12 protein-coding genes and 1 pseudogene are annotated in these 13,759 nt (G+C 66.4%); 2 read left to right on the top strand and 11 right to left on the bottom strand.

Annotated elements, in window-relative coordinates; translation table 11 throughout:
* Positions 1-24: 24 nt before the first annotated feature.
* Positions 25-1,131: an NADH:flavin oxidoreductase/NADH oxidase gene (locus MJ122_RS22990; protein ID WP_239746137.1), complete on the top strand. Its 1,107-nt coding sequence runs from the start codon at positions 25-27 to the stop codon at positions 1,129-1,131.
* A 90-nt stretch (positions 1,132-1,221) separates the two neighbouring features.
* Here MJ122_RS22990 and MJ122_RS22995 read toward each other — a convergent pair whose 3' ends face one another.
* Genes MJ122_RS22995 through MJ122_RS23005 form a run of 3 tightly spaced genes read right to left on the bottom strand, consistent with a single transcriptional unit; the run spans position 1,222 to position 3,529 of the window.
* Positions 1,222-2,028, bottom strand: a complete 807-nt coding sequence (locus MJ122_RS22995) for a hypothetical protein (protein ID WP_239746138.1) — start codon at positions 2,026-2,028, stop codon at positions 1,222-1,224.
* A gap of 26 nt (positions 2,029-2,054) precedes the next feature.
* Positions 2,055-2,456, bottom strand: a complete 402-nt coding sequence (locus MJ122_RS23000; protein WP_088417878.1) for a TssQ family T6SS-associated lipoprotein — start codon at positions 2,454-2,456, stop codon at positions 2,055-2,057.
* A gap of 38 nt (positions 2,457-2,494) precedes the next feature.
* The gene (locus MJ122_RS23005) at positions 2,495-3,529 is read right to left on the bottom strand and encodes a hypothetical protein (protein WP_239746139.1); all 1,035 of its coding nucleotides are present in this window, start codon (positions 3,527-3,529) and stop codon (positions 2,495-2,497) included.
* Positions 3,530-3,842: 313 nt separating this feature from the next.
* Between MJ122_RS23005 and MJ122_RS23010 the strand changes: the two genes are divergently transcribed.
* The gene (locus MJ122_RS23010) at positions 3,843-4,172 is read left to right on the top strand and encodes a hypothetical protein (protein WP_239746140.1); all 330 of its coding nucleotides are present in this window, start codon (positions 3,843-3,845) and stop codon (positions 4,170-4,172) included.
* A gap of 841 nt (positions 4,173-5,013) precedes the next feature.
* Here MJ122_RS23010 and MJ122_RS23015 read toward each other — a convergent pair.
* From MJ122_RS23015 to MJ122_RS23050, 8 genes and pseudogenes are all read right to left on the bottom strand, one after another.
* Positions 5,014-5,364 (bottom strand): annotated as a pseudogene (locus tag MJ122_RS23015) (methyl-accepting chemotaxis protein); the annotation flags it as partial.
* A gap of 278 nt (positions 5,365-5,642) precedes the next feature.
* Positions 5,643-6,119: an ester cyclase gene (locus MJ122_RS23020; protein ID WP_017521094.1), complete on the bottom strand. Its 477-nt coding sequence runs from the start codon at positions 6,117-6,119 to the stop codon at positions 5,643-5,645.
* A gap of 102 nt (positions 6,120-6,221) precedes the next feature.
* Complete coding sequence (locus MJ122_RS23025) at positions 6,222-7,646, bottom strand: gamma-aminobutyraldehyde dehydrogenase (RefSeq protein ID WP_239746141.1); 1,425 nt, start codon at positions 7,644-7,646, stop codon at positions 6,222-6,224.
* 268 nt (positions 7,647-7,914) lie between these two features.
* Entirely contained in the window at positions 7,915-8,721 is an 807-nt protein-coding gene (locus MJ122_RS23030) for an ABC transporter permease (protein WP_017521096.1), read from the bottom strand.
* On the bottom strand, positions 8,711-9,649 hold the full coding sequence (locus MJ122_RS23035) for an ABC transporter permease (protein WP_088418237.1): 939 nt from the start codon (positions 9,647-9,649) through the stop codon (positions 8,711-8,713). Before MJ122_RS23035 ends, MJ122_RS23030 begins: the two co-directional genes overlap by 11 nt.
* Before the next feature lie 13 nt (positions 9,650-9,662).
* Positions 9,663-10,691, bottom strand: coding sequence for an ABC transporter ATP-binding protein (locus MJ122_RS23040; protein ID WP_239746142.1), 1,029 nt, complete (start codon positions 10,689-10,691; stop codon positions 9,663-9,665).
* Between the two features lie 256 nt (positions 10,692-10,947).
* Positions 10,948-12,093: a putative ABC transporter substrate-binding protein YdcS gene (gene ydcS, locus MJ122_RS23045; protein ID WP_239746143.1), complete on the bottom strand. Its 1,146-nt coding sequence runs from the start codon at positions 12,091-12,093 to the stop codon at positions 10,948-10,950.
* A 119-nt stretch (positions 12,094-12,212) separates the two neighbouring features.
* Positions 12,213-13,709, bottom strand: coding sequence for a gamma-aminobutyraldehyde dehydrogenase (locus MJ122_RS23050; protein ID WP_088417885.1), 1,497 nt, complete (start codon positions 13,707-13,709; stop codon positions 12,213-12,215).
* Between the last annotated feature and the right edge of the window lie 50 nt (positions 13,710-13,759).

The following is a 13,759-nucleotide window of genomic DNA, read 5'->3' on the forward strand; positions in this document are numbered from 1 at the left end:
GAAGACCCAAGAGGGAGTGCCATCATGAGCCAGTTGTTCGAGCCCCTGACCCTGCGCCAACTGACCCTGTCGAACCGCATCGCCGTATCGCCCATGTGCCAGTACTCTGCCCAGGACGGCCTGGCTAACGACTGGCATCTGGTCCACCTGGGCAGCCGCGCCGTGGGTGGCGCCGGCCTGGTGATAGTCGAGGCCACGGCGGTCGCTCCGGAGGGGCGGATCAGCGCCGAGGACCTGGGCATCTGGAATGACGACCAGGTCGAGCCGCTGCGGCGCATCACCCGCTTCATCGAATCCCAGGGTGCGGTCGCAGGTGTGCAACTCGCCCACGCGGGGCGCAAGGCCAGTACCTGGGCGCCCTGGCTGGGCAAGCATGGCTCGGTGCCGATCAGCGAAGGCGGCTGGACGCCGGTGGCGCCCTCGGCCATCGCCTTCGATCCGCAGCACACCGCGCCCATCGCGCTTAGCGAAGAGCAGATGGCGACCATCAAGCAGCAGTTCGTGCGCGGCGCCGAGCGCGCCCTGGCCGCCGGCTTCAAGATCGCCGAAGTACACGCGGCCCACGGCTATCTGTTGCACCAGTTCCTTTCGCCGCTCTCCAACCAGCGCCGTGACCAGTACGGCACCTGCTTCGAGAACCGCATCCGCTTCCTTCTGGAAGTCACCGAAGCCGTGCGTGCGGTGTGGCCGCAGGAACTGCCGCTGTTCGTCCGGCTGTCCGCCACCGACTGGGTAGAGGACGGCTGGAACCCCGACGAAACCGTGGAGTTGGCGCGCCGCCTGAAGGACCTGGGGGTGGATCTGATCGACGTGTCGTCCGGGGGGACTGCGGTGAACGCCGAGATTCCCGTGGGGCCGGGTTACCAGACGCAATTCGCCGAGCGGGTGCGCAAGGAAGCGGAGGTTGCCAGCGGCACCGTGGGGATGATCACCGAACCGGTGCAGGCCGAGCACATCCTGCGGACCGGGCAGGCCGACCTGATCCTGCTGGCCCGTGAGTTGCTGCGCGACCCGTATTGGCCGCTGCATGCTGCCGACGAACTGGGCGGTCAACCGGTGCCCTGGCCGGCGCAGTACCTGCGCGCCGCGCAACGCGGCACGCCCAAGCGCAAGGCATACGGGCAGATTTGACGCTTGACCGGGGGGCGCGTGGGCCAGTACCGAGTGTCCCCTCTTTGCTTCAAATCCCGAAGTTGCAGCCGGGCTGTGGACGGCTGAGGCTCACGGCTGGCCGCTTTCCTTCACCGAGAACAGTGCTGGGCGCAATGGAGTGGTGAAGGAGCGATGTTCTTCGTCCCGCGCCTTCGTCACGGGTGTGCGCTCCACACGATCAATCATCCAGGCTTCGCCTTCGTGCTTGAGCAGATAGACCAGCGGAACGCCCTGACTGAGGACGCGCTCAACCCCCTTGCGCCCGAGCGCGTAGAGCGAGACTTCATAAGCATCGATCTCGCCGGCCTTGTTGCGGCTGGCGGGCACCAGGCGTGCATAGTTTAGCTCCGGCGAGTCGGGCAGGCGGCCCAACGCGTGTTCAGCCAGGTCGGCGTCGGCGTAGAGCGGGTAATAGACCGGCGCCGACGGCGAGCTCACGTCGACCACGTGGAGAAAGCCGTAGCGCTGCCAGTCGCCGACGCCGAACAGGCCGGTGCCGGGCCCGGCGATCAGCTGATAACGTTTTTTCGGAAGGCTGATTTCCAGCAGGCGGGTATGGCGCATGTCCAGCCGGGGGAAGTTACCCCAGGCTGTCGCGACCGCGTCGAAGCGCTTGTTGCCGACCGCCACCCAGGCGGATTCCCCGGCGGCTTGCCGATAGATCGGCGCGTTCTTCACCTCGGTACGGAACTCAAGGCCGGCCTTGGACACCTGCTCGGTGAAACTGGCGCTCAGTACGCGGCTGGAAACCTGCTCGTCGCTCCAGAGGCTCTGCACGGCGGCACTCGGGCTTTCATGAGCCTCGGCTTGGGCCAGCGGCAAGACCGCCAGCAAGCATAGCGCCAGGCAGCGGCGTGGTCGGTAAGTGAGAAACATGGGGGCCTCGGGGTCGGGGACGTGGTTCAACGGCGTGCCGCCGAAACGAACACCGGCCCCCAGAGAGGATGGCTCGCTTCGGCGGTTCCCAGGTGGAAGGTCGGGTCGATCTGCAAGGCGCGGTCGAAGGAGAAGCGGCACTGGATCGGCCGCTCGGTGACGCAGTAGCTGAACGCCAGGTACTTGAGCGCCTTCAGCTGTACCTGGGTGTCGCCGGCCCACAAGGACGGAGAGAGAAACTGCTCCTCGGCCAGGTAGTAATGCCCTGCCTCATACAGCCGCAGGCCTTCGCCGAAGGTGCTTTCCGCGTGTGCCTGGGTGTCGTTTGCGGGCGGCGCGGGTGGTGCGTCCGGATGGCTCCCGCAGCCTGAGGCCAGCGCCACAAGGCCGATCAGCAGCGATGTCGAAAGAAAGTGCAGCGTCTTCATAGGGCGGTCCGTATGCGGAAGAGAATGCCTGCCGGCGCTCACTGGAAGCTGTGCTGCAGCGTCACCGACTGGCCGCCGGCGATCTGCACCTTCTGGCTGTAGCTGGGCAGGTCCGGGTTGCGCAGTTCGATCGTGTAGATGCCGGGTGGCAGTTGCAGCTTGAGCAGCGGCGGGCTGATGCCGCGCTTGCGGCCATCGATCCAGACCTCGGCCCACGGCTGCACGGCGACGACCAGCGTGCCGGATGCGGCAGGCGTTGGTGCGCTGCGAGGCTTTGCCGGGATGGCTGGCTTCTTGTCGGTGATGGTCGAGGTCTTGATCGGCTCAGGAATATTCCTCGGCGCCGGCGCAGGAAGCGCCGGCTGCTTCGGTTGCGGGTGCTTCTGCACCGGGGCCGGAACCGTGGGCGTTGTCTGCTCTGCGCCAGGCGTAGCTGTTGGAGCGCTCGACCGGATCGGCGGCAAATGCACTGCGCCATCGGCGTCGGCCGCGGGTTGCCGGTCATCGACAGCCGGGGCGGGAAGTGCTTCCGGTGTCGGCTCGGAGGGCGCCGTGAGCCATGGAGCATCGTCCAGCGGTTCCTGGGTCAGCATGTCGTCCTGGCTGTAGTTGGCAGGGGCAGGGGGGGCGGAATCCGGCGCTTCTGCCGGTGCGCCTGCTCGATTGGCCGGGGCGTCCGGCGCACTGTAGGTCACCCAGGAGTACCACAGCGCTATGAGCAGCACGGTGAGCAGCATGCCAACGACAACACCGACCATCAGCGGCCAGTTCATCAATGGCCTGGCGGCAGGTTTCAGCAGAGCGGCCTCGGCGCCATCAAGCTCCGCGACTCCCGGCGACAAGGTGTCAGCCGGTACCTCGGGGCTCGGCTGGAGGGCTGGCTCTACGGGCGCAGGCGGCACGGCGCGTGGCATCACGGTGTAGGACGTACCGGGACCGTACCAGGAACTCAGGGGTTCGACGGCGGCGGACTCCTCGACCGAGGGATCGACGGGTTCGAACGCGTTGGCGGGCGGGCGGTTCGGCGGCGTCCGGATGTCGGGAGGGCGGGGGGAGTTCGCGGTCGGTTCCATCGGCGGCATCTTCAGGAGGCGAAGGCCTGGCTCCCGTGCTGGGTAGGCAGACAATGTTCAAAAATGGCCGCGGATCATAGGAAGCGGGGTTATTGCGCTCAAACGCGCCTGGGGGGTTCCGTCGCCGGGGAGGGGGAATTGCGTATCAGGTCGCGCTTTGAGGTCGGAGTGTGCGGCCCTTGGATGAAGATGACCAATTGGTCAGGAAAAGAAATGAAATGTGATATCTGTCGCAATGTGGCGTTCTGATGCTACTCTCACGGGGCTCGCGCAAGGATTGCGCCCTACCCACCTGAGCACCATCGGAGCACGCATGGACGCCTCTGCAACGCCTGCTGTCATTCCGCAATCGGAAATCGCCCTGCTGGCGAACATCCTCGCCCTCGCCACCCGCAACATGTCCAACCTCAGCGCGCTGATCACCCAGTTGTCGGTGGAGCTCCGCCATAGCCCCGATCCGCTCCTGCAACGCGCAGGCCAGCGGGCGCTGGCGGACGTGGAGGAGCTGGCGAGATCGCTGGATACCCAGTGGGAGCTGATCGGCACGCTGGCGCGGTTCTGCCCGTTGCTGTCGCGCACGCCGCTGGTGAAGCCGGCGCTGGTGACGGAAATCCATATCACCGAGCTGCCGGATCGGGGGTAGCTCGCGAACCACGAGCAGCGTCACGGCCCGGGTGCTACTCGCCGGCCTGCGCCAGCTCGAAGCTCATCAACAGCGCCCAGGGCGCATCGCTGTCGCCCACGCGGATGGGGTGCAGCAATTGCACGCTGCGGCCCTTCACCAGTTCCCAGCTGCGCCCCTGCGCGACGGCGTTGCGTGCCTCCTGCGGCAGTTCGCTGGCCTTGTCACCCAGGCGACTGGCGTCGGGATGGGTGACGTAGACGCCGGCGTTGGAGAGCAACATGTACTGGCCGTTGCCCATGGGTGTCAGCTTGCCGAGGTTTTCCTGCAACTGGTGCAGGGTGTAGTCGGCGCCGAGGATGCCGAGGAAACGCCCATTGGCGTACATGGGCGACATGAACGAGGTCATCAGCACGGTGCTGCCGCCGACGCTGTACTCGTAGGGCTCCATGAACACGTCGCGGCCCTTGTCGCGGGGGATCTGGTACCAGTCGCCGCTGCCGTCGGCCTTGTCGTAGCCGACCAGACATTCGCGCTGGGCCACGCCGCTGCCCCGGTGCCAGTAAGCCATGAGCCGGCCGCTGGCGTCGTGGCCGGGGGAGTCGATGAATTCGCGGTCGCGGCCGTCGAAGGCGTTGGGCTCGCAAGCGCAGGCGAAGGCCAGCAGCTCGGGGTTACGGGTCAGGTATTCGTGCATCACCGCGTCGATCTGCTCACGCTGCGGACCGAGGTTGCGGCTCTTCATGCCGAGGATGAAGTGCTTCAGGCCATAGAGCGCGGTGGCCATCACGGCGAAGCGTGCTTCCAGGCGCTGGGTCTCGCTGGCGAGCACAACGCGGGCGGTGTCCAGCAGGCTTGACTGCTCGGCCTGTTCGACGTCGGCCAGGGCGCGAGCGCTCTCGCTCCTGATCGAGGCGACGACATTGCCGATGTCGGCGGTGGCGTTGGCCGACTGGGTGGCCAGGCGGCGCACCTCGTCGGCGACCACCGCGAAGCCGCGCCCGCTTTCCCCGGCGCGGGCGGCTTCGATGGCGGCATTCAGAGCGACCAGGTTGGTGTTCCTGGCGATCTGCTTGATGACTTCGGAGACCTTGCTGATCTGCGTCCAGCGCTCGTTGAGGTCGGCGATCAGCTGCTTGACCTGGTCGATGGTGGAGCGGGGGCTGGAGCTTTCTTCGGCCTTGGCGGGCCGTGGTTCGAGTGTGGTTGGCATGGGTTGGGACACTGCAGTGGCGGAGGAGGGCAGGGGTAGGCGAGGGCTTGGATTTTTCTTATGTCAGCCGCTTTCCAGCGGTGCGGCTTCAGTCGCGGGCGGGGCGTAGGATGGTATGGAGCGAAGCGATACCCATCGTTCTTCGCGTAAACCGCAGGGGTATCGCTGCGCTCCACCCATCCTGCAATGGCCTCCCGGCAGCGTAGGTGCACATTCACCCGCGAGGATCCCCAGCGATGGCGGACCGATCGCGGACGGAGTCCGCTCCTACGAAACGCTTACCAACCGAGCTGCTTGTGCAGGCCCAGGGCGTCGTAGTAGTCGCCCTGGTAGACGATCTTGCCGTCCTTGACCTTCACGTAGCTCACGCCGTCGAACGACAGCGGCTTGTTGGTCGCCGGGGTCTGGGCATCCCAGGCGCCGGTGTTGGTGCCGCTGAAGGTCCACTGGAAGGCGATGCCGTCCTTGTCGACTATCGGCTTGCCGTTCATCTTCCATTTCAGGTCCGGAACGGCCCCCACGAACACCTTGATCACATTGTCGCGTGCGGCCTCGCGGCCTTTCTGCGGAGTGCCGACGGTGACGTCGAAGTACTCCGCATCCTTGGCCAGGTAGCCGGCGGCCTTCTCGGCGTCGTGGGCGTTCCATGCGGCCATGTAGGCATCGACTATCTGTTTTGGCGACTCTGCGGCCTGTACGAGGCCGGCAAAGGTGAACAGCGACAGCAGGTAGAACGCTCTGACGAGGTGACGCATGCTTGCCTCCGTTGCGGGCGTGCCCGCGGGTTGTCGGCCGGATGGCCGGTAAGTGCGGCGCCATGCAGGGCACGGCGCCGGGACCTGCAGACCGCTGTCAGATCAGTGCTTGATCATCACGTGGCGGATCGCGGTGTAGTCCTCCAGGCCATACATGGACATGTCCTTGCCATAGCCCGACAGCTTCATGCCGCCGTGGGGCATCTCGGTGGTCAGCATGAAGTGCGTGTTGACCCAGGTGCAGCCGTACTGCAGGCGGGCGGACAGGCGATGGGCGCGGCCGATGTCACGGGTCCACACCGAGGAGGCCAGGCCGTAGTCGGAGTCGTTGGCCCAGGCCAGCGCCTGTGCTTCGTCCTCGAACTCGGTGACCGAGACCACCGGGCCGAAGATTTCGCGGCGGACCACTTCGTCGTCCTGGCGGGCGCCGGCCAGTACGGTCGGCTCGAAGAAGAAGCCCGCACGGTCGGCACGCTTGCCGCCGGTCACGACTTCGATGTGCGGAACCTGGCGGGCGCGCTCGACGAAGCCGATCACGCGCTCCAGGTGCTGCTCGGTGATGACCGGGCCCAGTTCGGTGTTCGGGTCGTCCTGCTCGCCGTACTGGATGCTGGCCACGGCGGCGCCGAGCTTCTCGACGAACTTGGCGTAGATGCCCTTCTGCGCGTAGATGCGGCAGGCGGCGGTGCAATCCTGGCCGGCGTTGTAGAAGCCGAAGGTGCGGATGCCTTCCACGGCGGCGTCGATGTCGGCGTCGTCGAAGATCAGTACCGGGGCCTTGCCGCCCAGTTCCATGTGCATGCGCTTCACGGTATCGGCGGTGCCGGCGATGATGCGGCTGCCGGTGGCGACCGAGCCGGTCAGGGACACCATGCGCACTTTCGGGTGGGTGGTCAGCGGCTCGCCCACGGTCGGGCCACGGCCGAAGACCAGGTTGACCACGCCGGCGGGGAAGATGCCGGCCATCAGCTGCGCCAGCCGCAGGGCGGTCAGCGGGGTCTGCTCGGAGGGCTTGAGCACCACGGTGTTACCGGCGGCCAGGGCCGGGCCGAGTTTCCACGCGACCATCATCAGCGGGTAGTTCCACGGCGCGATGGAGGCGACCACGCCCACCGGGTCGCGACGGATCATCGAGGTGTGGCCCGGCAGGTATTCGCCAGCGGCGGAGCCTTGCATCACGCGGCAGGCGCCGGCGAAGAAGCGGAACACGTCGGCCACGGCCGGCAGTTCGTCATTCAGCGCGGCGGAGTAGGGCTTGCCGCAGTTGTTGGACTCCAGGCGGGCCAGTTCCTCGGCGTTGGCGTCGATGGCGTCGGCCAGTTGCAGCAGGAGCATGGCGCGGTCTTTCGGCGCGGTCTGCGACCAGCTGTCGAAGGCTGCGTCGGCGGCCAGCACGGCGGCATCGACCTGGGCCGGGGTGGCCTCGGCGATTTCCACCAGGGTGGTGCCCAGGGATGGGTTCAGGACGGCGAGCTTCTCGCCTTCGCCAGCGACCAGTTGGCCGTTGATCAGCAGGTGGGTTTGCATGGTTGGGTCCTCTTGTTCAGAAGCGTGGTGCCAATTCGGTTGGGGTGTTTCTTCTTGGGGGCCTGCCGGTCCTGGGGGCCGGCGGGCCTGAGGGGTTCTGTGAGTTCGGAGTGGGGGCTTTTCCCTCTCCCCCGCCCTCTCCCTGAAGGGAGAGGGAGCAGTTCGTGCCGGCTGAAACTGTGGTTTCCTCCTGCGCCGATCCAGTCCCCTCTCCCTTCGGAGCGGGGCGCGCAGCCAGGGTTAGGGAGAGGGCCGCACGGCACCCAGGTTATTTCCCGCTCCCCGCCACGCCCTCGCCACCCTTGGTCAGGTAGTAGGCGCCGAGGATCGGCAGCATGGTCACGATCATCACCAGCATCGCCACCACGTTGGTCACCGGCACGTCGCGCGGGCGGCCCAGCTGGTTGAGCAGCCAGATCGGCAGGGTGCGTTCATGGCCGGCGGTGAAGGTGGTGACGATGATTTCGTCGAAGGACAGCGCGAATGCCAGCATGCCGCCGGCCAGCAGCGCCGAGCCGAGGTTGGGCAGGATCACGTAGCGGAAGGTCTGCCAGCCGTCGGCGCCCAGGTCCATCGAGGCTTCGATGAGGCTGTGCGAGGTGCGGCGGAAGCGCGCGATGACGTTGTTGTAGACGATCACCACGCAGAAGGTGGCGTGGCCGATGACGATGGTCAGGAAGCCCGGCTCGATGCCGAGGGTCTTGAACGCCGACAGCAGCGCGATACCGGTGATGATGCCGGGCAGGGCGATCGGCAGGATCAGCATCAGCGAGATGCCTTCCTTGCCGAAGAAGTCGCGGCGGTACAGCGCGGCCGCGGCCAGGGTGCCCAGCAGCATGGCGATCAGCGTGGCGATGCTGGCGATCTTCACCGACAGCTCGATGGCTTCGAGCACGTCCTGGCGCGCGAAGGCGACGCTGAACCAGTGCAGGGTGAAGCCCTTGGGCGGGAAGCTGAAGGCCGCGTCCTCGGTGTTGAAGGCGTACAGGAAGATGATCAGGATCGGGAAGTGCAGGAACACCAGCCCGCCCCAGGCAGCTGCTTTGAGCCCCCAGGATGCTTTCTCAGAGTGCATCGAAGGCCCCCAGACGTTTGACGATGGAGAGATAGACCGCGATCAGCACGATGGGCACCAGGGTGAAGGCGGCGGCCATCGGCATGTTGCCGATCGCGCCCTGCTGGGCGTAGACCATGCTGCCGATGAAGTAGCCCGGCGGGCCCACCAGCTGCGGCACGATGAAGTCGCCCAGGGTCAGGCTGAAGGTGAAGATCGAGCCGGCGGCGATGCCGGGGATCGACAGCGGCAGGATGACCTGGAGGAACGTCTGCCGCGGGTGCGCGCCGAGGTCCGCCGAGGCTTGCAGCAGTGACGGCGGCAGGCGCTCCAGGGAAGCCTGGATCGGCAGGATCATGAACGGCAGCCAGATGTACACGAACACCAGGAAGCGCCCGAAGCTGGAGGTGGACAGGGTGTTGCCACCGATCCCCGGAATGCCCAGCAGCAGGTTCAGCACGGGCTCCAGGCCCAGGTGCTGGACGAACCACATGGCTACGCCGCCCTTGGCCAGCAGCAGGGTCCAGGCATAGGCCTTGACGATGTAGCTGGCCCACATCGGCATCATCACGGCGATGTAGAAGAAAGCCTTGGTCTTGCCGGTGGTGTAGCGCGCCATGTAGTAGGCGATGGGGAAGGCCACCGCGCCGCTGGCGATGGAGACCGCGACCGCCATCAGCACGGTGCGCTGGATGATGTCGAAGTTGGAGCCACTGAACAGCGAGCCGAAGTTGGCCCAGGTCAGGTCCGGCGTCACCGTCATGGTGAAGTCGTCGAAGGTATAGAAGCCTTGCCACAGCAGCGTCAGCAGCGAGCCCAGGTAGATCGCGCCGAACCACAGCAGCGGCGGGATCAGCAGCAGCGAGAGGTACAGCGTCGGCTTGCGGTAGAGCAGGTTGGACAGGCGCCGCAGCGGGCCATTGCTGGCCTGCGGTACCGGTGCGTTCATCGTCAGTTCCATGTCACGCGCCCTCGTTCAGCACCACCATCGCCTCGCGCGCCCAGCGAGCGGTCACGCGCTGGCCCGGCTGGTGGGCGAGGTCGACGTCGGCCCACTGGCTGTTGGCCTGGCTGAGGCAGAGGTTCTGGCCATTATCCAGACGGATCTCGTAGCGGGTCGCCGCGCCCTGGTACTGGATGTCGTGCAGCAGGCCGCTGATCTCGATATCCGAGGCGCTGCGCTCGCCGTGGGCGAAACGGATGTGCTCGGGACGGATGGAGAAGGGCTGGGCGTTGCCGGTGAGGTTCTGGGCAATGTCGCCACGCAGCACGTTGGAGGTACCGACGAACTCGGCCACGAACGGCGTGGCCGGCTTCATGTAGAGGTTGCGCGGGGTGTCGACCTGTTCGATGCGGCCCTTGTTGAACACGGCGACGCGGTCGGACATGGACAGCGCTTCGCTCTGGTCATGGGTGACGAAGATGAAGGTAATGCCCAGTTGGCGCTGCAGCTTCTTCAGCTCGCTCTGCATCTGCTCGCGCAGCTTGAGGTCGAGGGCGCCGAGGGGTTCGTCCAGCAACAGCACGCGCGGACGGTTCACCAGGGCGCGGGCCAGGGCCACGCGCTGGCGCTGGCCACCGGAGAGCTGCACCGGCTTGCGCACGCCGTAGCCACCCAGGGCAACCATGGCCAGGGCTTCTTCGGCGCGCTTGAGGCGTTCGGCCTTGCCGATGCCTTTCACCTTGAGGCCGTAGGCGACGTTCTCCAGCACGCTCATGTGCGGGAACAGCGCGTAATCCTGGAACACGGTGTTGACGTCGCGCTGGTAGGGCGGAAGGCCCGCGGCCTCCTCGCCATGGATGCGGATGGAGCCTGCGGTGGGTTGCTCGAAGCCGGCGATCAGGCGCAGGCAGGTGGTCTTGCCCGAACCCGACGGGCCGAGCATGGAGAAGAACTCGCCGTCCTTGATGTCGATGGACACCCGGTCAACGGCCTTGACGTCGCCGAACTGGCGGGAGACCTGGGTGAATTGAACAGCGGGAGTGGTCATGGTGCACGCTCCAAGGGGCAGGAATCCGGCGTAGGGGAGCCCTGCCCGTGAATCTGAGATACGGGTGAATCGGTACGGATGTGGTTCGTGGGTAGGCGTTGCGCGGGACTGGCTCCCCTCTCCCTTCAGGGAGAGGGGCAGGGGGAGAGGGCTGGCCTCAGGCACGGAGCCTGGATTCCCTCTCCCCAACCCTCTGACTAGGCGTCCCCCCCTGAAGGGAGAGGGAGCTGTCAGGCGCTCGGGGGAAATCCCTGCCTTAGCGGCCGCCCATGATCCCGATGTAATCCTGGGTCCAGCGGCTGTAGGGGACGAACTTGCCGCCCTCGGCCACCGGGGTCTTCCAGAACGCGATCTTGTCGAACTGGTTGTAGCCGTTGGTGGCGCAGCCTTCGCCGCCCAGCAGGGTGCTGGCCTTGCAGCCTTCCGGCACGGCCGGCACCGAGCCGAACCAGGCCGCCACGTCGCCCTGTACCTTGGGCTCCAGCGACCAGTTCAGCCACTTGTAGGCGCAACTCGGGTGCTGGGCTTCGGCGTGCAGCATGGTGGTGTCGGCCCAGCCGGTGACGCCTTCCTTCGGGAACACGGTGCCGATCGGTTGACCTTCGGCCTTCAGGGCGTTGGCCTGGTAGGGCCAGGCGCCGGAAGCGGCGACACCTTCGTTCTTGAAGTCGCTCATCTGCACGGTGGTGTCGTGCCAGTAGCGGTGGATCAGGTCATGCTGCTTGCGCAGCAGGTCGACGACGGCGGCGTATTGCTTCTCGTCGAGCTGGTACGGATCGGTGATGCCCAGCTCCGGCTGGGTGGCCTTGAGGTACAGCGCGGCATCGGCGACATAGATCGGGCCGTCGTAGGCCTGCACGCGGCCCTTGTTCGGCTTGCCATCGGGCAGGTTCTGCGCTTCGAACACGACCTTCCAGCTGTCCGGCGCGGTGGGGAAGACCTTGGTGTTGTACATCAGCAGGTTCGGGCCCCACTGGTACGGCGCGCCGTAGGTCTTGCCGTTGACCACGTACCAGGCGGCGTCCTTCAGGCGCGGGTCGATGTTCTTCCAGTTGGGGATCAACGACGGATCGATGGGCTGCACGCGCTTGCCGTAGATCAGGCGCAGGGAGGCGTCGCCGGATGCGGTGACCAGGTCGTAGCCACCCTTGGCCATCAGGCTGACCATTTCATCGGAGGTGGCGGCGGTCTTCACGTTGACCTGGCAGCCGGTGTCCTTCTCGAACTGGGTAACCCAGTCGTAGTTCTTGTCGGACTGGCCGCGCTCGATGTAGCCGGGCCAGGCGATGATGTCCAGGCGGCCTTCGCCGTTGCCGACTTCCTTCAGGGCCTCGGCGGCCTGGACGCCGGCGCTGGCCAGCAGGGCGGTGGTGATGGCACTGAGCAGTGCAGTCTTGCGCATCGGGTGTCTCCCTCTCGTTGTTGTCTCTATTGGTGGGGCAGTTCAATCGAGCAACAGCCCTCTGACGGCTTGGCGTCGGGGCGTTTCTTATAGGCCGGCGGGCGATGCCGCCGGACGGTTCAATCCAGTTGCTGGCCGTGGCGCGCCATGATGTGGCGCACCACGCTGTAGTCCTGCAGCGAGTCGCTGGACAAATCCTTGCCGTAGCCCGAGCGCTTGAGCCCGCCGTGGGGCATCTCGCTGGCGAGCATGAAATGGGTGTTGATCCAGGTGCAGCCGTATTGCAGGCGGTTGGCGATCTGGAAAGCCTTGTCCAGGTTCTGCGTCCACACCGAGGAGGCCAGGCCGTATTCGGAGTCGTTGGCCCAGTCCACCGCCTGTTCCAACTGGTCGAAGCGGGTCACGGTGACCACCGGGCCGAACACCTCGCGCTGGACGATCTCGTCCTGCTGCTTGCAGCCGGCCAGCAGGGTCGGCTGGTAGTAGAAGCCGGGGCCCGAATGCACAGCGGCGCCGGTGACGCGTTCGATGTGCGGCTGGCCGAGGGCGCGTTCGACGAAGCTGGCCACGCGGTCGCGCTGGCGGGCGCTGATCAGCGGGCTGATCTCGTTGTCGGCGTCGCGCTTGCGGGCGAAGCGGATGCTGGCCACGGCGTCGCCCAGTTCGGCGACGAGGCGGTCATGGATGCCGGCCTGGGCATAGATGCGGCAGGCGGCGGTGCAGTCCTGCCCGGCGTTGTAGTAACCGTGGGTACGCACGCCCTGGACCACGGCTTCGAGGTCGGCGTCGTTGCAGACGATCACCGGCGCCTTGCCGCCCAGCTCCAGATGGGTGCGTTTGAGGGTGCGGGAGGCGGCCTGGAGAATCTTCTGCCCCGTGACGATGTCGCCGGTGAGCGAGACCATGCGCACCTTCGGGTGGCTGACCAGGTGGCTGCCGACGCCTTCGCCGCCGCCGCAGACGATATTGATCACGCCGGCGGGGAGGATTTCAGTCAAGGCCGGCGCCAGGGCGAGGATGCTCAGCGGGGTGTGCTCGGACGGCTTGAACACCAGGGTGTTGCCGGCGGCCAGTGCCGGGGCGATCTTCCACGCGGCCATCATCAGAGGGTAGTTCCACGGCGCGATGGAGGCGACCACGCCCACCGGGTCGCGGCGCACCATGCTGGTGTGACCGGGCACGTACTCCCCGGCCAGTTGGCCCTGCTGGCAGCGCACGGCGCCAGCGAAGAAGCGGAACACGTCGGCGGTGGCCGGGATATCGTCCTGGCGCGCCAGATGCAGGGGCTTGCCGCAGTTCAGCGACTCCAGTTGGGCGAGATCGCTCGCGCGCTTGTCGATGGCGTCGGCGATAGCCAGCAGCGCGGCGGAACGTTGCGCGGGCGTAGTGCGGGCCCAGGCGGGGAAGGCCCGATGGGCAGCAGCGATAGCTTGCTCGACCTGATCGATGGAGCCGTCGGCGATGCTGACGATAGTCTCGCCCGTGCTCGGGTTGATGATCGGCTCGGCCATGCCTTCGCCAGCGACCAGTTGGCCGTCGATCAGCAAGGCGGTATGCAGGGTTGCGCCGGTCATCTTGGAAACTCGTCTTTTATCTGTCTTGTTTTCGGGGGCCATGTACGTGCTCCGGCGTAGGGCGGTGCCCGGAACCTGGCCCTTTGGTATGG

Origin of the sequence: Pseudomonas sp. DP-17, from assembly GCF_022380625.1 — a bacterium.
In the GTDB taxonomy this organism is placed as follows: Bacteria; Pseudomonadota; Gammaproteobacteria; order Pseudomonadales; family Pseudomonadaceae; genus Pseudomonas; species Pseudomonas nitroreducens_A.